At 24.9% G+C, this 22,640-nt stretch carries 20 protein-coding genes; 5 read left to right on the top strand and 15 right to left on the bottom strand.

All coding sequences use genetic code 11. The annotated features are described in order from the left end of the window. Window positions 1-407: 407 nt before the first annotated feature. Window positions 408-1,487 carry a Coenzyme F420 hydrogenase/dehydrogenase, beta subunit C-terminal domain gene (locus MarbSA_RS00985; protein ID WP_221061654.1) on the top strand — a complete coding sequence of 360 codons (1,080 nt, stop codon included), beginning with the start codon at window positions 408-410 and terminating at the stop codon, window positions 1,485-1,487. A 379-nt stretch (window positions 1,488-1,866) separates the two neighbouring features. Here the strand turns inward: MarbSA_RS00985 and MarbSA_RS00980 are convergent, their stop codons facing one another. Further along, the gene (locus MarbSA_RS00980; protein ID WP_221061653.1) at window positions 1,867-2,892 is read right to left on the bottom strand and encodes a M42 family metallopeptidase; all 1,026 of its coding nucleotides are present in this window, start codon (window positions 2,890-2,892) and stop codon (window positions 1,867-1,869) included. 275 nt (window positions 2,893-3,167) lie between these two features. Here MarbSA_RS00980 and MarbSA_RS00975 point away from each other — a divergent pair, with 275 nt between their 5' ends. Both MarbSA_RS00975 and MarbSA_RS00970 read left to right on the top strand, forming a co-directional pair. Then, window positions 3,168-3,914 (top strand): 4-phosphopantoate--beta-alanine ligase, encoded by a 747-nt coding sequence (locus MarbSA_RS00975; protein ID WP_221062035.1) that lies wholly within the window; start codon window positions 3,168-3,170, stop codon window positions 3,912-3,914. A gap of 153 nt (window positions 3,915-4,067) precedes the next feature. Continuing rightward, complete coding sequence (locus MarbSA_RS00970) at window positions 4,068-4,610, top strand: AAA family ATPase (RefSeq protein ID WP_042703913.1); 543 nt, start codon at window positions 4,068-4,070, stop codon at window positions 4,608-4,610. 233 nt (window positions 4,611-4,843) lie between these two features. Here MarbSA_RS00970 and MarbSA_RS00965 read toward each other — a convergent pair whose 3' ends face one another. The 14 genes from MarbSA_RS00965 to MarbSA_RS00900 form a co-directional block, all read right to left on the bottom strand. Then, a complete protein-coding gene (locus MarbSA_RS00965; protein WP_054835609.1) occupies window positions 4,844-6,262 on the bottom strand; it encodes a radical SAM protein in 1,419 nt (472 codons plus the stop codon). Window positions 6,263-6,399: 137 nt separating this feature from the next. Continuing rightward, on the bottom strand, window positions 6,400-7,158 hold the full coding sequence (gene fdhD / locus MarbSA_RS00960) for a formate dehydrogenase accessory sulfurtransferase FdhD (protein ID WP_054835608.1): 759 nt from the start codon (window positions 7,156-7,158) through the stop codon (window positions 6,400-6,402). Between the two features lie 263 nt (window positions 7,159-7,421). Next, window positions 7,422-7,697, bottom strand: coding sequence for a hypothetical protein (locus MarbSA_RS00955; protein WP_042703912.1), 276 nt, complete (start codon window positions 7,695-7,697; stop codon window positions 7,422-7,424). Between the two features lie 632 nt (window positions 7,698-8,329). Beyond that, window positions 8,330-8,536 carry a DMT family transporter gene (locus tag MarbSA_RS00950; protein ID WP_221061652.1) on the bottom strand — a complete coding sequence of 69 codons (207 nt, stop codon included), beginning with the start codon at window positions 8,534-8,536 and terminating at the stop codon, window positions 8,330-8,332. An 86-nt stretch (window positions 8,537-8,622) separates the two neighbouring features. Further along, a complete protein-coding gene (locus MarbSA_RS00945; RefSeq protein ID WP_221061651.1) occupies window positions 8,623-9,453 on the bottom strand; it encodes a hypothetical protein in 831 nt (276 codons plus the stop codon). 86 nt (window positions 9,454-9,539) lie between these two features. After that, window positions 9,540-9,848, bottom strand: coding sequence for a hypothetical protein (locus MarbSA_RS00940; RefSeq protein WP_221061650.1), 309 nt, complete (start codon window positions 9,846-9,848; stop codon window positions 9,540-9,542). 128 nt (window positions 9,849-9,976) lie between these two features. Next, the gene (locus MarbSA_RS00935) at window positions 9,977-10,801 is read right to left on the bottom strand and encodes an ABC transporter permease (RefSeq protein ID WP_221061649.1); all 825 of its coding nucleotides are present in this window, start codon (window positions 10,799-10,801) and stop codon (window positions 9,977-9,979) included. Window positions 10,802-11,060: 259 nt separating this feature from the next. Next, the gene (locus MarbSA_RS00930; protein ID WP_221061648.1) at window positions 11,061-12,122 is read right to left on the bottom strand and encodes an ABC transporter substrate-binding protein; all 1,062 of its coding nucleotides are present in this window, start codon (window positions 12,120-12,122) and stop codon (window positions 11,061-11,063) included. Window positions 12,123-12,611: 489 nt separating this feature from the next. Continuing rightward, window positions 12,612-13,403 carry an ABC transporter permease gene (locus MarbSA_RS00925; protein ID WP_054835201.1) on the bottom strand — a complete coding sequence of 264 codons (792 nt, stop codon included), beginning with the start codon at window positions 13,401-13,403 and terminating at the stop codon, window positions 12,612-12,614. After that, a complete protein-coding gene (locus MarbSA_RS00920; protein ID WP_244987882.1) occupies window positions 13,404-14,267 on the bottom strand; it encodes an ABC transporter ATP-binding protein in 864 nt (287 codons plus the stop codon). It lies immediately after the preceding gene. A gap of 335 nt (window positions 14,268-14,602) precedes the next feature. Continuing rightward, window positions 14,603-15,946, bottom strand: a complete 1,344-nt coding sequence (locus MarbSA_RS00915) for a nitrogenase component 1 (protein WP_244987881.1) — start codon at window positions 15,944-15,946, stop codon at window positions 14,603-14,605. Between the two features lie 58 nt (window positions 15,947-16,004). Continuing rightward, window positions 16,005-17,543, bottom strand: coding sequence for a nitrogenase component 1 (locus tag MarbSA_RS00910; RefSeq protein WP_221061646.1), 1,539 nt, complete (start codon window positions 17,541-17,543; stop codon window positions 16,005-16,007). Between the two features lie 154 nt (window positions 17,544-17,697). Further along, window positions 17,698-18,567, bottom strand: a complete 870-nt coding sequence (gene nifH / locus MarbSA_RS00905) for a nitrogenase iron protein (protein WP_042703897.1) — start codon at window positions 18,565-18,567, stop codon at window positions 17,698-17,700. A gap of 415 nt (window positions 18,568-18,982) precedes the next feature. After that, window positions 18,983-19,141 (bottom strand): hypothetical protein, encoded by a 159-nt coding sequence (locus MarbSA_RS00900; RefSeq protein ID WP_155930717.1) that lies wholly within the window; start codon window positions 19,139-19,141, stop codon window positions 18,983-18,985. A 638-nt stretch (window positions 19,142-19,779) separates the two neighbouring features. Between MarbSA_RS00900 and thiI the strand changes: the two genes are divergently transcribed. Beyond that, on the top strand, window positions 19,780-20,925 hold the full coding sequence (thiI, locus tag MarbSA_RS00895) for a tRNA uracil 4-sulfurtransferase ThiI (protein WP_221062033.1): 1,146 nt from the start codon (window positions 19,780-19,782) through the stop codon (window positions 20,923-20,925). Between the two features lie 383 nt (window positions 20,926-21,308). Then, on the top strand, window positions 21,309-22,583 hold the full coding sequence (locus MarbSA_RS00890; RefSeq protein ID WP_221061645.1) for a GMC family oxidoreductase N-terminal domain-containing protein: 1,275 nt from the start codon (window positions 21,309-21,311) through the stop codon (window positions 22,581-22,583). The last annotated feature ends 57 nt before the right edge of the window (window positions 22,584-22,640 follow it).

Raw genomic sequence — 22,640 nt, 5'->3', positions numbered from 1 at the left:
AATATTGTTCATTTAATTCAATGAAATATATTTTTAATAATACTATACTTTAATAATATTATACTATAATATTTATTAATATATTCAATATTAATATATTTTAATAGTTATATTTTAAAATAGTATATTTTAATAGTAATGTTATTATAATACTATATTTTTTATTTAATTATCTTTTTATTAATAAATTATGTTATTATGTAATTTACTTTAATTAAATAAGGGCGTAACTTAAATATTATTAATTATAGTATTTAATATAGTGTTTATATAAATTTAGTATAAATTATATACTCAATAGAATAATTTTAATTATTATAAATTATCATATATTTAAATATTTAAAATTAGCATATATTTGCTTAAGATATTATTAGGGTTCTTTTTTTTATGGAGGAGAAGGTGATATGATGAATAATAATGTAAAAACTGCTATGGTTGGAACTCCTTGTCAAATATTAGCTGCTACTAAAATTAATGAATATTCAGATGAAACTGGAGGATCATCTATTGATGTCAAAATAGGATTATTTTGTATGGAAAACTTTTCATATACTTATTTAAAAGAATTTTTAATAGATAAAAAAATTGATATCAACAATGTTAAAGGTTTTAGGATTGAAGAAAATAAGTTTAAAGTAATTTTAAACAACAATGATATATTTATGGTTCCTTTATCTGAAACTGATTCTTTTAAAAGAAAAAATTGTGACATTTGTCTTGATTATACTTCTGATATATCCGATATTTCCATAGGGTCTCTTGGATCTCCTAAAGGGTGGTCTACTGTAATTATTAGGACTGAAAAAGGAAAAAAAATCCTTGAAAATGCAGAAAAAGAGAATTATTTTGAAACTAAAGAAATATCAGAAAAAGGAAAACAATTACTTGAAAGAATTGCTAATCAAAAAATACAGAAAAATCTTGAAAATATTAATTTGAGAGAAGAAGTTTCAAGACCCGTTATTTATAGAAGAAAGATTAGTGATGATGAAATTGATGAAATATCTTCAGAATGTCAATTTGAGAATTTAGAGTCTGATGTTATATCTGAAGGTGCATGTGTACTCTGTGGTGCTTGCGAATATGTTTGTCCAATAGATATAGTTAAAATTGATGATCGAAAACCTCAAAAATTTGGTGAATGTAAAGAAGATTGTCATGCTTGTTATTATGCTTGTCCTAGAACCTTCCTTAGTGAAAATATTTTAGGGTATGATTTCGAGGAAAAACCATTAGGAGATTATTTGGATATTGTTTCTGTAAGATCTAGTAAGATTAAAGGTCAAGATGGAGGAGCTGTAACTTCAATATTAATGTATCTACTTGAAAAAGGCTTAGTTGACAATGTATCTATTGTAGGTGAAGATGAAAATATTTCATGGAAACCAGTTTCAAGATTAACTAGTGATGTTGAAGAAGTTAAAAAAGCAGCCGGAACTAAGTATAGTACCGTTCCTATAGGATTTAAAGCTTTAGAAAAATAAGAATAATAAAAGTTTAAAAATAATTGTTTTTCTTTTATTTATTATTTTTTAAAATAAATTCAATTTATAATATTATATATGGTGTTGAATTTAAATAAGATATATCACTTATTATATTCTTGAAATTATAACCTCATAGGTCGTAAAAAGGAATACTACTAAAATATCCATTTTTAGAGTAATAATTAATATTATTAAAAAATGAATTCTGCTTTTAATTATTATATTTATTTAAATTTTTGTGCTTTATTTTACTATTTATAATAAAGTATAACAAAAATTAATATATTAATTTAATGAAAATCTAATAAAAATTTAATAAAATAATATAAAAAATTTAATAAAAAAGTTCATATAATGAATTTAAAGTATAAAATCATTATAAACTATCAATTGCTTTAACAAGCAAATTGATCGTATTTTCAACATCTTCCATACTTGCAATGCTTACAGTTGTATGTATATATCTTGTTGGGACTGAAACTACTCCTGTTGGGATTCCATCTCTAGTTAAATGAATAGCAGATGCATCAGTAGTTCCACCTTCACTTACCTCAAGTTGATATTTAATATCAGCTTCTTTGGATGAAGATATTAACAAGTTTTTAATTTTTTCAGGAGTTATAATACCTCTTCCACTTGCATCAGCTAATATTATTGCAGGACCCTCCCCAATCTTTGCTGGAGAATTATCTTCTTTAATTCCTGGATGATCTCCTGCTATAGTAACATCTAAAGCAAAAGCCATATCAGGGTCTATTTTAAATGATGATGTTTTAGCACCTTTTAGACCAACTTCCTCTTGAACAGTTCCAACACCGAATACTGTTGCTTTAGTATTAACTCTTTTGATTGTTTCAATCATTATATAGCAACCAATACGATTATCAAGAGCTTTGCCCATGATTAAATTATTGGGAAATTCTTCAAATTCAGATTTAAAACTTATAGGATCTCCAACACTCACTAATTCTTCAGCTTCTTCTTTTGAAAATGCACCAATATCTATAAACATTGAATCATATTCAATAATTTTTTTCCTCTCAGCAGCTTTCATTACATGAGGTGGCTTTGATCCAATAACACCAGTGATATCTCCATTTTTACCATGAATTGTTACAGTCTGATTTAATAACATCTGATCATTAATTCCCCCAATTTTTGTAAAACGAAGAAATCCTTTTTTATCAATATGGCGAACCATTAACCCTATTTCATCCATATGTGAAGCTAACATTACTTTTAGTCCTTTCTTTTCACCTTTTTTAATAGCTATAACATTACCCATTAAGTCTTCTTCAAGTTCATCGACATGATTTTCAAGCTCTTCTTTAATAATTTCAACGATTTTTCCTTCAAAACCAGAAATTCCTGGTGTTGTTGATAATTTTTCCATTAAATTCATTTTTTCACCTTAAAAATAATAAATATTAATAATAAATCTTAATAATTCTCAAATAAATTAAATTTGATTATATAAACTTATATTAATTATTACATAAATAATTTATTAAAAAAATAAATAAAATATATAAATTAAAATAAAAATTAAAATATAAATTAAAATATAAATTAAAATATAAATTAATATCAAAAGTTTTAATACTTTGTGTAAAAATAATGTTTAAAATATTTATATACAATAAGTTTATAAACTTTGTAATATTATCTAAATTATATATGATACCTAAAAGTCATCCTAGATATGAATCACTTATTCAAAGAGAAAAAATAAAAGATGCTTATAAAGAAGGATATCTAGCTGATTCTGGAATGATTGCTCATGGTAGAGGTGAAGCATTTGATTATCTTATTGGAGAAAAAACAAGTCTATCATCTGAAAAAGCAATTAAAACAAGTGTAGCAACCCTTCTTTTAGCAAAAAATCCAGTTATATCAGTAAATGGTAACAGCACTGCATTAGCTGCAAAAGAAATAGTGGATTTAGCTAATGAAACAAATTCTAAAATTGAGATTAATTTATTTTATAGAACTGAAAAGCGTGTTCATATAATTTCAAATATATACCGAAATTTAGGGTATGAAAATATATTAGGTGATGATAGTGAAAACCTAAAATATATTGATAATATTGATTCTCCTAGAGCTACGGCTTCTGAAGAAGGAATTTACTCTGCAGATGTTGTTTTAGTTTCTCTGGAAGATGGTGATAGAGCTGAAGTTCTTGTTGATAATGGTAAAAAAGTTATAGCTATTGATTTAAATCCCTTATCAAGAACTGCTAAAGCAGTTGATATTACTATTGTTGATAATATTGTAAGAGTTATTCCTTTAATGATTAAATATGCAAAACAATTAAAATCTAAAGATAAAAATTATTTAAAAAAGATAGTAAATGAGTTTTCTAATACAGAAAACTTAAAAAAATCTTTAAATCTTATTGAAGTAGCTAAATTTGAAGGATAATAGCTAAAATTAATAATAAAACTAAAAAATAAATAGTAATTAAAAAAGATAATATTAAATAAAAAGATAATATTAAATATTTAATAATAAATAATTTAATATAAACATATGTATAAATATAATAATTCTAAAATAATATTTTAAGTGGATTCTATGAAAGTTGTGGGTATTTCAGGATTACCAGGTTCTGGGAAAAGTTTAATCTCTAAAATTGCAAAAGAAAAGAATATTATTGTAATTAATATGGGAGATTTAGTTAGAAAAGAAGCTAAAAAGAGAAATGCTGATGTTGGAGAAACTTCAATAAAGTTAAGAGAAGAATTTGGAGAATATGTTTTAGCTAAACTAACTATTGAGAAAATTAAAAAAGAGTCAGAAACTGTCAATTCAAAAAATATCTTTATTATAGAAGGTATTCGAAGCCAACATGAAGTCAGTATGTTTAGAAAAAGTTTTAAGGATTTCTTCCTTTTATCAGTATTTTCTTCACCAAAAACAAGATTTAATAGACTTAAAAGTAGGAATCGTAATGATGATTCTGTTGAATATGAAGGTTTCTTAAAAAGAGATCAGAGAGAGCTAGATTTTGGTATAGGTAATGTTGTAGCTACATCTGATTGTATTATTATAAATGAAGCTGATTTAGAAACTTATAAAAATCAAATTAATAGATTTTTCAATGAAATTTTAAATTAGTTTTTAAATTAGTCTTTGAACTAGTCTTAAATTAGCCTTTAAACTAATATTATACTAATCTAAAATTAATCTTAAATTAATTGCATTTTTTAAATTTTGTTTATATTAATTTTTTAAAAATTATATTTTTAAATTAATATTCTTTAAATTTAATTTTTAATTTAATTTTTAATTTAGTACTTAATATAGTTCTTAATTCAATTTATAATTTAACTCATAACTTAAATATTAATTTAAGTCTTAATTATATTGTTTAACCCTAAACTTTTTGCATAATCGATTACTCTTTCAACATCTTTAGATTTTAATGTTTTTGATAGATCTTGATATTGATTGGCTTTATAAAAAGGTTTATATTTATCTACTATATCTAATACCACATCAACACCTAAATTTTCAACGATCCAATCTATTAATGGTATTGAACAGCATTCTATATGGTTAGGTAAAACTAAGTGTCTAATAATTATATTTCCAGAACTTAAAGCTATTTTATGATTATTCCCAACAGTTTCCATATAATCAGAAACACCAGAAAGTCTTGAAGCACATTTATTGTTACCAAATTTAAAATCAGTAAGATAAAGATCAACAAACCCGTTTAATAAGCTCATTGTTTCTGTAGATAGATACATATTACTATTATAAATAATAGGGATATTTTCTTTAGTTAATTTTATAGTTTCTAAAATAAAATTAAGATTAGGTGTTGGTTCTCCTCCAACAAAGTTTACATTACTTGAACCTGCTAATCTATTATTATTTATTTTAAAAGCTAAATCTTTTTTATTTATGGATATTCCATTTTTTGGATTTATACTAATTTCATAATTTTGACAAAAAGCACATCTTAATGTACAACCTGAAAAGAATATTTTATGACTAGGGATTAAAGGACTCTCTTCATTTAATCCTGCTATACATAATGATGACTTTTTACAATTATTATTATTATTTTCAAGAATATTTGAATTATTATTATCCTTATTATTAAGATCTTTTTTAGAATCAACATTACAACTATTGTTAAAATTATCATTAAAATTATTATTGTAATTATTGTTAAAACTATTATTAGAATTATTATTATAATCAGTAATTGAATCAGAATTAGAAATAATATTAAAATCAGTATTAGGATTAGTATTACAAATAATATTGGAATCAATAGTAGAATTACTATTAGAATTATTATTAGTATTAAAATTATTATTAATATTAGAATTATTAATATTAGAATTGTTATTAATATTAGAGTTAATATTATAATTAATATTATAATCGGTTTTAAACATTATTGGTAATGTTTCATTTTGATTGAACAATTCAGAAGCTATTATTGGATTTCTCACACCACAAAAACCTGTTTCATTGTTTCTATCAACTTTACATTTTCTTGGACAGAAAATACATTCTTTAAATATTTTATTTGCAATCTTAATTTTTAAATCAAGATAAGAAAAATCAGGTATACTATCATTTAGACATTTATATTTTCCATTGTCTAAATCACTTTGTATTTTTTGATGTTCTTTCCAAAGAAGATTTATTTCATTATAATTTTTTGATGGTATTAACTTTGCTCTATTTGATAACGATAGTTTCTTATTTAAATTTACCATAAAATAATCATTAAGAAGTTTTTCAATCAATTTCACACCTTTATGCTAATAATTAAAATATTATAATTAAAATTTTATCATCAAAATCTTATTATTAAAATATATTATCATAATATATTATTAAAAGATATTATTAAAATTTTATTTTATTAGATATTGTTTTATTGTTAAACTATTATACGTTCTGGGTGTGTATAAACATTAAACTTGTCTCCTCTTATAAATCCTACCATAGTTATGTTAGCTTCATCAGCTACAGTATATCCTGATAATGTTGGAGCTGCATTTGAAGCAATTATTGGAATTCCTACACGAGCTATCTTTATCAATACATCAGCTGGCATCCTACCACTATAAATAATATAAGAGTTTTTAAAATCAAGTTTTTTCAAAGCAGCAGCACCAATAACCTTATCAACAGCTACATGCCTACTAATGTCTTCTTTACTGATAAATTCATTTTTTTCTTTATTTATAAAACTAGCTATATGCGTACCACCAGTATTTTTCCAAGTTATTGCTTTTTCTCTAATTTTTTCAGTATTTTCTAATAAATCATTAGGATCAATTACATAATCAGATTCAACTTTATCTATAAAATCTATTTTGCTTCTCCAACCTCCAAAACAATCAGAACCAACAATCAATTCTTTCTTTATATCAAAATCTTCTAAATCAATAGTAGCACTTATATTATTCCCTTCTATATCTATAGTTTCAACATTTTCAATACTACTTATTAATCCTTCTCCTAACATATATCCAACACTAAATTCTTTTAAAGAATCAGGACTGATTGAAAAACTTCTAGTCAAAGAGTTATTTATAGCTAAAGTTATTGTTTCATCAGAAACAATCTCATCTTCTTTTTCTATGAAATTATCATTTTTATAAACGAATGTATTGATTTTACTTGTCATTGACATTTTTCAATCTCCTAGACTATATCTCATTGTATCTTATAATATATCATTATATCTAACAAATATCTCATAGTATATATGTAATAATAATTATATTATAATATCTATTTATTAAATACAGTATATTTAAATATAGTATATAATTAGACCTAATAATAATTAGTTATAATATTTAAATAATTTAATATAAATAAATAATATAAATAATTTTTAAAATAAAATTTTTTTAAATAAAGTTTAAATTGCTAAAAAGTTAGCTTCTTAGATTATTCAATGTGTAAATAATTTTTTTCCATTATCATTTCTTTTTTGATTTCTTCTATTTTTTTTATAGTTCTCTCTTCTGCTATTTCAAGAACTTCTTTAAAAGAGATATCTTTATTAAATCCGACTTTAACTCTTAAATAGTAAAATCCTCCTACAGAATTCTTTTCTAACTGTTTTAAAACATCTTTTGTATAATTTAAAAGCCCAATGAATTTATGTTTATCTTTATAAGTTTTATTATCAATTTTAACCTCATAAACAGCAATCATTTCCATATTAATCACCACTTTGCTCTTTCACATATAATATAATTTAACTACAGAATTTAATATTAAGAATATATTATGATTTTAATTATTAACTAGATATTAATGAAAATACTGATAATGTAAATTAATATTATTATTACAATTATTATTAATAATATTAATAATAGTAATAATAACACTAACATCAATAGTAGTAATAGCAATAATACTAAGATTAATAATACTAAGTATAATATTAACATTAATAATATTAATTATAATACTAAAATTAATAATGGTAATAATAAATTAACATTAATGATAGTTATAATAAAAATAATAAGAATGGTAATAATAAAATAATTCAAATTATTTTTGAAACTATAATATCATTCACTAAAGTTAAATATTATATAAAAAACATAATATCTATAACGATTGTTATATTAAGTTTTAATATATTGATAATATTATTTAAACATTACTATATACAATAAATATTTACAATAAATATTCTTATTTATAAAAAGTTTTAAATTATAAATATATTATGTTGTTATGAATTTAAGACCAATAACTCCAAATAACTATTAAAAGAAAAATCATTCTAATGATTGATTTAAATTCTCCTAAAATCATAATTCCAAGTAAAATAATGCTTAAATATCCAATAGCACCCAAATTGCATAAACAGTACCTAATGGTATTTTTTTTAAAGTTTTAGTTAAAAAATACAGACTCACAATCATTAGAATAATATTAATGCCTGCATAAAGGGGCTTTGTATACATTTCTGAGAGTTTAAGTGTGTAAGCCCAACCAATTTCAATCAAACCAAACAAAACAATAAAGATCCATGGATTCAATTATCTTTGATATTTCTTTGTAGATTTAAACAAATTTAAAGTTGATAAATTAAATTTAAAACATTCGATCTAAAACTATTTCACTATTAATTAGATTCTAATTCAACTAAGATAGGATTCAATTTATTAGCTATTAAATTATAAAATATTGTTGATATACTCATAATTATAAATATTCCTATAAATCCCCCTATAATCACCCAAATAAAATTAATATAAGAAACAGGGAAAAATAAAAAAGAAATTATTAGATTAATTATTGTATAAGGAATAATCAAGGAAATAGCTAAGTTCAAACCTACGCTTGATGGTTTAAAATAATTGATTTTATTTAGACCGTTATTATTATTTTCTAATTTTATTTCAACTCCACCAGTTTTTTTAGATACTAAATCATATATAAATTCTCCTAAAACAGTTAAAATAAAAGTTAAAACAATGAATATTAAAATTATAATAGGATTTGTAATAATATCTATAGTTTGACCTATCAATGAAATCATTGGGGTGAAACTTATAAATGAGTATAAATCTATTAAAATAACCTCTAAAACTAATTTTAATCCAGGATAAAACAAAATAACAAATATAATATTTATCAAGGTTATAATGATTGAAATAGGTAAAATTGAGATTCTTTTAATATTTCCATTTGATATTTCAAATGAAGCATTAAATATCTTCTTTGAAAAAATATTATAAATAAAAGTTCCAATGAAATAATAAACAATTCCCCCAACTAAAGATATAAAAGCTATTGTAAATGGAATAAGTAATGATAATGTATCAAAATTTCCATTAATAGCAAAATAAATAAATAGCAATAATCCTACTATTATTCCCCAAATAAAGAATATTAAAGATCCAACAATCGTAATCGAACTTAAATCAATGTATTTTAAATTAAGATAAGACATAATATTTACTCCAAATTATTTGATTTATAATTTTATTAAAAATATTAAAATATACTAAAAATTAAAAAAGATAGTAAAAATTAAATTTAATTGTTATGCATTTTCACATCTGAACTATTTTCAGCTAAAGAATTATTCATACTTATATTAGAAGCATTATTTTCAGAATTATTATTTTCTTTCATTGGCATTGGACAATTACATTTACTATTTTCTTCCATACTACACATATCACAACAATAATTATCTCCTATAGCATGATCATGACAATTCAACATCTTACATTGAGAACATACATCTTTTTCATCTCCTTGAAAAATAAAAAGAGATGATACAAAAGCAATGCCTACAATGATGATGATAACTATTACTATTACTAAATATTTTTTTTTCATTATATACCCCTATTTATAAGTATTTTCTCGTTATTATACTCCATTCATGATTATTTTCCCGTTATCATGCTCTATTCATAATTATTCCCAATCATAACTTTGTCTTAAATAATTAGAATTTTAAATAATTAAAATAACAAATTTTCTATTCTGTAAAACTCCTTTTCTATTAAAGTAATAGAATAGTTAACTAAAACAGCTAAAATTGTCATAACAGCAACTCCTGCCCACATATCTGGAACATAACCAGTTTCTTGTGAATGCATGATGAAATAACCTAAACCATTTCCTGTTGTCATTCCCATCATCTCCACACCCATAGCTATTAAAAAAGCAAATATTACACCTAATCTTAATCCTGTGAAAATATAAGGAAGTGCAGAAGGTAGCTGTATTTTCCAAAAAATATCAGATTTACTAAAATTTAGTGATTTTCCTATTTTAATAAACTCTGAAGGTACATTTTTTGCACCAGTAACTGTGTTATTCAATAAAGGCCACTGAACTGCCCAATATATTACTAGTACAATAGCAAGTTCATTTATTAATGTAAATAAAATTATTAAATGAAAGAGAGTTAGTGGATTAATCTGTTCTAACAATCTCAACAATGGATTTAATGAATTTTCAATCTTTTTAAAAAATCCTCCAAGCAAAAATCCCAATGGAATAGCTACAATCAAAGCTAAACTAACTCCTATTAAAACTCTTATTAGAGTATAAGCTGTTTCAAATGGGATTATCCCATTTAAACTCAATTCAATTATTTTTATAATTATAGTCGATGGAGAAGAAATGAAATTAGGATTAAATACCCCTATAATTGATAAAAACTCCCATATAATAAAAAATATAATAACTGCAGAAAATTTATGAATGATTTTATGAATAACCGATATAAATTTGTTAAAAATTATTTTATTAAGATTATTAATTAAGATTATTAAATTCATTTTTTCACTTATAAATTAATTATATTAAAAATAAAAGATAAAAATAAGAAAATCTTATAATTAAAATAAATAAACCATATAATTAGTCTTTAGAATTTAATTATCTATAATTTAATTATCTGGTAAATTTGTTTTCCATGTGTCTTTGAATTGGTATTTTACTTTAATTTGACAATTATAACACATCATAGTTATTTATTTTATATAAAATCTACACAAAGCCTATATATCCTCCCTATTAATAATATTCTAAATATTATTATTGATTTGGTAAGCTAGTATCCCAAGTATCATTAAATTCAGAAGTATATAAATCCTCAGGCACAAATTCTCCATGTTCTATTAATCCATCAGCTTCCATTGCATCAATCCAATCTTGTATATATCCTTTAACTTCTTCATCAATAGCTCCAGATGGACTATACCAATGAACATTAGCTGTATATGGTAAATCAATATTTTTAGCAGTTATTTCACCTGCTTCTTCCCTATTATCATTAGACCATCTATCAGCATCTTTAAATGCTTTGATGAAATTTCGAACAGTGTCAGGATGCTCTTTTATAAAATCTTCATTAACAATTGCAAATGATAATCCTGCTGCGGGACCAAATGCTTCAGTACTAGTAGTTAAAATTCTTAGTTTTTTGCTGGAATCATTAGTTTCATTACTATCTTTTTCTGCTTTTGCAAAAAATGGTGGATGTAATGTTGCAATATCAATATCACCTTGTAATAATGCTTGTTCTTGTTGATTATCTGGAAGAGTAACATATTCAACAGTATCGTTAGGTGTAATATTATTTTTTCTTAACCATGCATTTGTTTCTAAATCAGCACAAACACCAGTCGCAAGTACTCCAACTTTAACTTTCCTTCCATTATCTTTTACAAATTTTTCAAAATCTTCTGGACTTTTTAAAGAACTATTTTCTTTAACAAGCCAGTGCATATGTTCTTCATCTAAAGATCCATTAATAGGTTCTGCTCCAGTTACTACTACAGCTTTGACTGGAACACCACTTTTAATGAGATTTATTAATGCATTTGGGTGTCCATCATATACATTTAATTCTCCTGATGAAAGTGCTGCAGGTTGTTGAGCATAAGGAATATCACCTTTATCAACTACATTTACATTATGTTTATCAAAAAATCCCTTTTCATATCCTACAAACCAAGGAGTTCCTGAACAATCTTTTGTTACAGCCCCATTAATAGAATTAGCATTTGCCGATGATGGTAAAAATACTAATCCTGCTATTATTGCTACTATCGCTATAATTACAATAACTATAGCTATTAATTTTTTATTTACCATTTTTATTCTCCTTTTTTATTCTCATTATTCTTATTTTCTTTATTTTTATACTTTTTATGTTAAATTATATTCTTATATCAAATCTTATATTCTTATATCAAGTTTTTATAAAATTTCACAGTTATTTTCTATTTAATATTAATTTTAATGATTGATATTTGTTTAAATATGATTTTTCAAATTATTATTTAATTAAATTAGTTTTTATTTGATTTCAATAAGTAATATGTTAAAATTATAAATGAAGCTTATAAAACTTAAATATTAGATTGAACATATTAAATATTGTATATTCAAATTTAGTAGAATTGTTGAATATACATCATAATGAATAGATAGGGATCTTCCCTATCTATTTACTATCAAATCGGTTATTTTTTTCTATTCTTTCTTTTTAGCAAGTCATTATAGCACCTCCTACTAATGATAATTTTATGAACTTAAATTTTTATGATAAACTATATACTCAAATATACAGAATATACACTATTAAATTTCAACATCTTGTTTCCATGTTGAAACTTTCTTTTCTAAATAAAGTAAGCCATAATTTACAATATAACCAAGTAAAGCAACAGTTACGATTCCTGCCCACATTTTAGGTATTTGCATTACCATTTGAGCTTGCATAATCATATGACCTAAACCAGCAGTTGATCCTAACATCTCAGCACCAATTAGCATGAAAAATGCGAAAACAGCACCCATACGGATACCAGTGAAAACTGTTGGTAGTGAAGCTGGAATCAGTACTTTAGTAAAAATTTCTACTTTACCTAATCCAGCAGATTTAGCCATTTTCACTAGAACAGGATCAACATTAGATATACCAGTAATAGTATTCAGTAATATTGGCCATTGAGTAACCCAATAAATAATTGTTATTTTAGAAAGTTCCCCTATTCCTAAAAATACGATGAAAATAGGAAACAAAGTAAATGGGTTTGCCTGAGATAAAAGTTGAAGGAGTGGATTTACTGCTTTTTCAAAATTTTTAAAAAATCCACCTAATAAAAATCCAAGAGGTAATGCAACTATAAGTGCAAGAAGAAAACCTGAAAATACTCTCCATAGACTTACTAAGGTATTATACTGTAAAGTTCCATCTAAACATAATCTATACATTTCACTGAGGATTGTGGTTGGAGTTGGAATAAATATTTGATTTACAAGCCCTAAAGTTGGAAGAATCTGCCAAGCTATTAAAAATACTATAATTGCAATATATTTATGTAAGGTTGATTTAAATAGAGATGTTGGTGAAAAATTTACAGAACTCATCTAAATTCCTCCACCTTTTTCAATTGAAGTCTCAAATTCAAGATTATTCTCTTTAATCTCTTGAGATTTAATAACTTCTTCTTTTAAAAGCTCCCAAATTTTGTGTCTTAATCTAGCAAAATCACTACTACTCTTAAAATCTGTTTTAAACCTATGTTGTCTTGATATTGGAATATTTACAATTTCTTTAATAGTTCCTGGTCGAGCTGTCATAATTGCAACTTTATCAGCTAAAAATATAGCTTCATCTATACTATGAGTAATAAATATAACTGTTTTTTTATTGTTTTCTGTTATTTTAAGTAAATCTTCCTGTAAGATAGATCTTGTTTGAGCATCAACAGCTGCAAAAGGTTCATCCATAAGTAAAATTTCTGGATCAATAGCTAACGCACGAGCAATAGCTACTCTCTGCTTCATACCACCACTTAATTCATTAGGATACCTATCTTCAAATCCAGATAACCCTACAAGTGAGAGATATTTTTTACTAATTTTTTCAGATTCTCTTTTATCTAAATGAGATTCTAATGGAAAGGTTACATTGTGTAAAGCATTTCTCCATGGTAGAAGGGCATATTGTTGAAAAACAATTCCCCTATCTAATCCAGGACCCTCAATTATTTTATCATTAATTTTTATTTCACCTTTTGATGGAGTAGAAAGACCACCAATAATGTCCAATAATGTTGATTTTCCACAACCACTTGGACCTAAAATAACCAAAAATTCTCCATTATATATATCTAAATTAACATTATCTATTGCAAGAAATTCTTCTTTAGATTTTTTTCCTTTTCTTTCAAATGTCTTTTTAATATTTCTTATAATGATTTTAGGAGTATCATTATTATCTTTATTCAAATAACTTATCTTTTGATTTCCTTTCGTTTCATTATCATTCTTTATTTCGCCTATTTTAACACCTCCGATATTGTTTATAAAAATAATTTAATTTAATCTTTAAAATTTTAATTTTAACCTCAATAATTTTAAGCTTAATAATTTCAACTTCAATAATTTTAACTTCAATAATTTTAACTTCAATAATTTTTATTTTAATAATTTTATTTTTAATATTAATATTAAAATTTATATAACATTGTTATGTTATCAATTTTTATATTTTCATATAAAAAAAAATAAAATATGAAAAATAAAAATTAGAAAATTAATCAATTAACAATTATTATAATATTCTACAAAGGACCTGCTTTATCATAAAACAAATCTTGAATTAAATTAAGACCACCATCATATCCAACATAATTATCTCCTAAAACCAGCCTATTATATGAAGGAAAAGAAACCGTAACATGAGTAGTTTCTAATTCACCTTTAATAACAGATTCAAGAGAACTTGCATAAAGATTTAAAAATGGTCTATCCTTTAAAAGTTGACTTATTTTAAAAGAATCTATTTCAAATATAATATCTGGAGTAAATTGAATCTCTTCACTACTTGTTATTGCATTAATAATTCCTTCCCTATATTCTTCAGGAGGATTATCAGTAATAATAACAATATCTGGAAGTTGACCAACTTCATCAGTTAAATATCTTGTAATACTTAGAGCAGTATTTGAATCAGCTACAACTCCAAAATAAACATTAGGAACATCAAACTGAAGAATATCTCCAGCATATTCAATTGTACGATAAGCTCTACGTTCTCCTTCTTTTATTAAGTCCTCAAGCTTCTTTTTATTGATAGGAAGAATTTCAGCTAGCTTTCTTAAAAATTTTGTAGTTTGAATAGGGCCTGTAGGTATTCCAGGAAAACTTATATAAGGTGTATCAAATTCTTTTTCAAGTTTACGAGCAGCTCTATGACCAATCCATGGAGATAAGACAATATTATATGCTGCAGAAGGTATCTTTTGGATTTTTTCAACTGTATCAAATTCTCCAAATATAACGTTAGCTTCTATATCAAGTTTCTCAAGTAATTCTTTAATAGCTCTAAGCTCCCCTTTCCAAAATATATGTTGAAATGGTACAATACCTAATATATTAATTAATTTCTTTTCTTTTTTATTTGAAGACTTTAAATATTGATCTACAAGAGCTTCAAAGAATAATTCATATCCTTCAAATGAGTTTCCTTTAAAACCTGGAGCATTTACATGGATTATAGGTGCTTTATCTCTAAATTCATTAACAATAGCATCAACATCATCCCCAATTAAAGATGGAACACATCCTGATATTACAGTGAAAAATTCACCTGTTGAAATTTTTATTGTTGAATCAATAAGTTTTCTTAACTTATCTTCTCCTCCAAAAATCACATGCTCTTCAACAAGACAAGAACATGGAGTAGATGAGCCTCCATAATCACCAGGAGCATTTTGAGCCCCTCCATAATTTGCACCAAACAATTGACTCATACCACAACCTGAACCAGAATGAAGAATAGGAACCCCCTCATTTAATCCAACAGCTGCTTCATAAGCTCCAGATAATGTACAACCATATCTTGGAGCTTCTACTATCCTAGGTGAACTTGATTCATCTATATAGTTTTCTGATTTTTCACTCAATTTTTCATCTCCCTTAATAAACATAAAATATATAAAAATATTATAAAATTTTAAAAGATTATTTTCCTTTTTCAGCAAAGTACAATGGATCTGGTTGATCTAAGTACCATTTTTTAACACTAACACCAGTATTTTCTTTAGAAAGTCTTTGTAATGATTCATTTTTAAGTGCTTGTAGTAAAAAGTTTCCATATGCAACTGCACCAGCATATCCTGCCTGAGTACTCCATTTTCTTGGATCTCCCCTAAGTGAATGTAATCTTGAAACAGAACCTTCACGTTTCCAAGCACCACCTTGGAAAGGGCAAGTTAAAGCCATATCTGGTTTTGTTTGTTCAGTGATATGGAGTTGTTCAGCTGCTTGGAAAGTATTTACCATAACATTAAAATCACCGACTTTATCAATAACATCTTCTAATTCATCGATTAATATATTATCAAAGTCCTGTGCCATTGCTGAAGTTGATTTAACGCCTAATTCATCAAAGTAAGGTAATTGAGTAACAAGCCGTCCTTGTCCAAGAGAACCAAGAACATCAATTTTTGAACCTCTTTTATCTGCAATAGCTTTAAACTTATCATTAATCTCTTTTAATTTAGGAACATATTTTTCATGTTCTTCTTTTATAAGCTCTTCAACTTCTTTTTCTTTTCCAGTATACTTAGCTATCTCTCTAAGCCATTCATCAGTATTATTAATACCAATAGGAGAGGGATACATGAAAAATGGAACTCCAAAATGTTGGTGGAGTCCTCTCGATAGGTAATCTGTATAAGTTGGACAAATTGGTGCTGTTACTGCTGCCTCTGACAGTTGTTCAAAGTCTTCAACACTTGCAAATTCTGGAATAAAATTTACTCTTAAGCCTAACTTACCAAGTAATCTTTCAATTTCAATTCTATCCTGCCATGCATAAGATAACATACTAGCTATATTAACTAAGTCTTTTTGTTTCTTTTTAGGTTTTTTAACAAGATATTTTAATACTCCATGCCAAAAAGCATCATAGCCTGTTTGCATGATTTTAGATCTTACACCTTCACAGTGAATTGGAACAATACTTGCTTTTATATCAGGTTGGATCTCATTTACTGCAGATTCAATATCTTCACCAATTATCCCTGTAACACAAGTAGTTAAAATGAAAATAGCTTTTGGAGAATACCTATCTTCAGCTTCTTTAATAGCTTCAATAAGCTTATCTTTAGCACCAAAAACAACATCATCTTCTCCAAGATTAGTAGTTAACCAGTTAAGATTATAATTTGTTGGTTTTCCTAATGCTTCTGGAATAGCTCCATATAGTTCTTTATAGCCTAATGCTGCATGTGAACATCCAACAGGACCATTAAAAATTATTGCTGCATCTCTTATTGTAGAAACCCTCACTGAGAGGTAAAAATTTAGGATACATCCTCCAGATTGTTGAAAACCTCTTTCAGTACATTTTAAATTACCTTTTTTTGCATCATCTAAAAGTTCACTAGCTTTTCCAAAGTACACATTTGTTCCATTTGCACGTTGTTCACGGGTAGGGCATGTGACTTTATCAAGTTCTACAATGTAATCCTCTGAATCAAGTTCATTTTTAGCCATATTTTAACCTCTATATTCTAATTTTGATTCTTTTATTTCCTTTAATTTATATTATTTAATTCAAATTTTTATTTAATTCAAACTATAATTTATTTAAACCACAATTCATTTAATTAATATTTTATTAGTTTTATCTATCTTAAATTTAAGATTTTTATATCTTAAAATCACCTTCTTCTTGTTTTTTAAGTTCTAGTAATTTATCAGACCAAGATTCTGCCCAATCCTTTAGTTCATCGCTTTCTAAAGGAGATGGTACATATTCATCTTTGTTGTTATAAATATCCTTTGCAAGTTTTCTATAGACATCTGCTTGTGTTGAGTCTGGATCTGCTTCAATAGTTGTTTTTCCTGATAATTCTGCTTGTGTTACTGTAAGAGATCTTGGAACAAAGCCTGCTATTGTACTATCTGTTTGATCAACGAAATCTTTTAGAATATCTTTTTGAGCAGAAAATGTAATTGAATTTGCAATTATTCCACTGAAGAGAGCTCCCCCTCCTGTAGAATATTTTTTTATACCTTTAAAAAGATTATTAGCTGCATAAATAGCCATGAAATCTGCAGAAGAAACTGTGTATACTTGATCTGCTACTCCTTCTCTTATTGGCATTGCAAATCCTCCACAAACAACATCTCCAAGAACATCATATAAAACAACATCAGGAGCATATTCTTCATATACATTTTGTTGTTTTAAAAATTCTACTGCTGTAATTATACCTCTTCCAGCACATCCAACACCAGGTTCAGGACCTCCAGCTTCAACACAGTGAATTCCATTAAATCCTTCAAAAATTACATCTTCAACTTTTAAAGCTCCCCTCCCTTTTCTCAGTGATTCAAGTACCGTTGGTATTGATTTTCCACCAGTTAATGTATGTGTAGAATCACTTTTTGGGTCACAACCTACTTGCATTACATTATATCCAGCATCTGATAATGCTGCACTAATATTTGAGGTGGTAGTAGATTTTCCTATTCCACCTTTTCCATATATAGCAATCTCTTTTATTTTCTTCAATTTTTCTACCTCATTAATAGTTAAGCTAAGAATTATATAACAATTGTTATATTATTGATTTATTTTATTCTTGATTTTTAATATAATTTTTAATAAAAGATTCAATTAAGATTAAAATCTTAAATAGAATATTAAAAACAAAAATAAGTTAATTTGTAACTCTTTTTCTAAAAACAAAATTTTTTAGTTATAAATTAATAATTTATAATTAAATTAACCTTTAATTAATAATTCTATAAAATAATTCTTATTAATATAATAATTTCTTATAATATAATAACTTTAATTATAATTAATTATTTTAATATATTTATTTTAATATATTTAATTAAATTTTAATTAATGATTTTATAAAAATTATATAATTAAATTAAATTAATTTTGCTGTTTAGGAAATGAGAGTTAAGTATTTTAATCAACACATAAAATCAATAATGGAATAAGACTTATGTCTTAAGAAATCTTTGTAAGAAATAAAGTCGTTGTATATATATGCAAACCTAATTTCAACTAATTTATTAGATACATTAGAAATGTATTCAATAGATTCTTTTATTCTTAATTCAGAAATCATTTTTGGCCTCCATATATTTTAATTTTTCATATAATGTCATTAAATTATATAATATCATTAATTTTAATATAATTATATTTAATATACTTATATTTTATAGTATTATATTAAATAAAACAACATAATACAACTTTATATAAATCTACAATATTTCAACGATAATACCCGATTATTTTTTTCATCTTTTTTATTATTATAGAAAATATAACAATCGTTATTTATCAATTATTTATAATAATATATAAACTTTACTATATATTTACTATATTTTTACTATTAATTACTATTAATTTAGATTTTTATAATATTTTACATAATAATTTATTATAATTTTTTTTATTTAAGAAATTATTAAAAAATTATTAAATAAGTTTAAATATAATTAATAAAATAATATTTATAACAATTGTTATTTAAAATTATTGGCAATTGTTATTTAAAATTATTGGTTAAAAAAATTATTAATTAAATTATTAATTAAATTATTGATTATATAAACCTATTAATGATTAGTTAAATTTATTGGTATTAATTTTATTGATATAATAGAATTGATATTTATTGATATCATTTATAATTTGATATTATTTATAATTAAAAATTGATTGATTTGGAGAGATTGAATGAAAGATAACTTATTGAATCATAGTTTAATAATAGCTAGATATGGAGAAATAGGATTGAAAAGTCCTCGAGTAAGAGGAAGATTTGAAAGGCAATTAAAATCTAACATAAAAACTGCATTTGAATGTAAAATAAAAATAAGCCAAGGAAGAATATATATTCATCCAAAAAATTTTGATGAAGCTTTAATCAAATTAAAAAGAATCTTTGGAATTGTATCATTTTCACCTGCTATTCATACAAAAACTAGCTATGAAGATATTGAAAATGATTTAGGTAAATATACAGAAAAACTCATTGGTGAAAATTTGATTAGTTCTAAAACAAAATTTGCAGTAAGGTGTAGAAGAGTTGGTGATCATAATTTTTCATCTCAGGAAATGGCTGGATTTGCTGGATCAATAGTTAGAAAAAAGATTGATGCACCAGTTGACTTATCTAATCCTAATATAAAAATTTTTCTTGAAGTTAGAGAAGATGAAACATATATATTCCATGAAAAAATTAAAGGTCCTGGAGGATTACCTCTTGGTTCTCAAGGAAGATTAGTAGCTTTAATATCAAGTGGTATTGACTCACCAGTTGCAGCTTACTTAATGATGAAAAGAGGTTGTGTTATAACAGCTATTCATTTTGATAATGATCCTTTTGCAGGTCCGAAGGTTACAGAAAATTTCAAAGAGTTAATAAATAAACTTAATGAATACTCATATGGATTTCCAATAAGAACTAAAATAGTAAAATATGGAGATTACCTAGAAAAATGTAAAGATAATGCTCCTGAAAAGCTTACCTGTGTATTGTGTAAATCGGGTATGTATAAATTAGCTAGTGAAGTAGCTAAAAAAGAAAATGCATTGGGAATAGTTGATGGTAGTAGTGTAGGACAAGTTGCATCTCAAACACTACATAATATATTAGCTACACGAGCTAATGCAGAATTTCCTATCTTAAGCCCACTTATTGGTTTAGATAAAATAGAGATAGAAAAAATATCTAGAAAAATTGGAACTTTCCCGATTTCTGAAATTAATGATGGAGGATGTTCTGCTGTTCCACGTTACCCTGAAACTAAAGCTGAACTTAGTAGAGTTAATGATGCATTAGAATTAATAAATCAAGAGGTAGAAATAAGAAAAGCTGTTGAAAAGTTATATTAGTTTTTAAAATATTTTTACAAATATATGTAAACTTAATTATTTTTACAAATATTTTAATGTAAAAAATATTTTAATATAATTATATTTTAATATAATTATATTTTATTATGTAAATTATATTTTGAATATAACTTGTAATGTTAAATCGTAATGTTTATATATTATTTTCATTCAAATAACAATTGTTATAAGTTATGGAAAAGTTTCTATATTTAAACGTAATAATGACAAAAATATAAAAAAATATAGTGAAAAATAAACATTATAGCAAAAAATAGAAGAAAAAGATAAAAATTATAGTGAAAAAATAAAGATAAATAAAATTTAGAATATGAAATATTTAATATTAAATTTAAAAATATGGCTAAAAATATGGTGAGATTATGGTACTAATTGTTGGGTCTGGTGTAGGAGGAGCAATATTAGCAATGGAGTTATCAAAAGCTAATATTCCAGTAACTATTGTTGAAAAAGGACCATTTTGTGATGTTGCTGATTCATATAAATATTATGATGAAATTGATGATTATTTAGATCTTTCAAAAACAACTTGTGTTGGAGGATCCAGTGTTGTAGCAGCTGGAAACGGCGTTAGGCTACTTGAAGATGAATTAAAAGAATATAATGTTGATATCTCAAAAGAACTTGATGAAGTAGAAGAATTATTAGATATTCACCAAATGGATGATTCTCACTTTGGTGAAGGTACAAAAAAATTTATTGAAGCTGCAAATTCTATTGGTCTTCCAGTTATAAAAATGCCCAAATTCATAAGAGAAGAAGATTGTATTCAATGTGGAAAGTGTGCATGGGGTTGTCCAAGCAATGCAAAATGGTCTTCACAAGATTTCATTAAGATAGCTATTGAAAATGGAGCAGAATTAATAGATGAAACTGAAGTTACTGAAATAGTTACTGAGGAAGATTCTGTAAAAGGAGTTAAAGTTAAAAAATCAAACGGTAATGAAGAAATTATTGAATCTGATACTGTTATTTTGGCTGCTGGAGCTATTGACTCTGCAATTATTCTTCAAAAGTTAGGTTTAAAAGCTGGAGAAAAATTATTTGTTGATCCTTTTGTTACTGTTGGAGGAGTTATTAAAGACATTAACTATTATAAAGAAGTAACTATGAATGCATTGGTTATTGGAGGAAACTTTGTTCTTGCTCCTCATTATTCTATTATTTTAAATAAAAATATTAATAATGAAAATATTAGTGATAATAATAGGGATAATATTGATGATAATGCTGGTGATAATAATATTAATAATGATAATATTAAAAAAGGAGATATATTAAGTATTATGGTTAAGATTCCTGATGATAATCATGGCAAAATTGTAGACGGAGAAGTTATAAAAGAAAATACAATTAAAGATGTTAGATTTATTGCTGAAGGAGCAGCTACTGCCGGTGCAATTTTAGTAAAAGCTGGTGTAGATCCAAATACTATAGTTTCGACACATTTAAGAGGAGCTCATCCTGGTGGAACAGCTGCTATTGGAGATATTGTTGACACTAATCTCGAAACAGAGTATAATGGTTTATTCGTTTCTGATGCCAGTGTTATTCCTGAAGCTCCTGGAGCTCCTCCAATAATAGCTATTTTAGCATTGTCTAAAAGATTATCTAAATATTTGATAAACAAACAGTAAAAATCTAATAAAATTTATTAATTTAATAAATTAATTATAAAAATTTAATAAATTACA

Origin of the sequence: Methanobrevibacter arboriphilus (genome assembly GCF_019669925.1) — an archaeon.
Taxonomy (GTDB): domain Archaea; phylum Methanobacteriota; class Methanobacteria; order Methanobacteriales; family Methanobacteriaceae; genus Methanobinarius; species Methanobinarius arboriphilus_A.
Note: the sequence above shows the minus strand (reverse complement) of the source record. Positions and strands in the feature narration are given on the sequence as shown.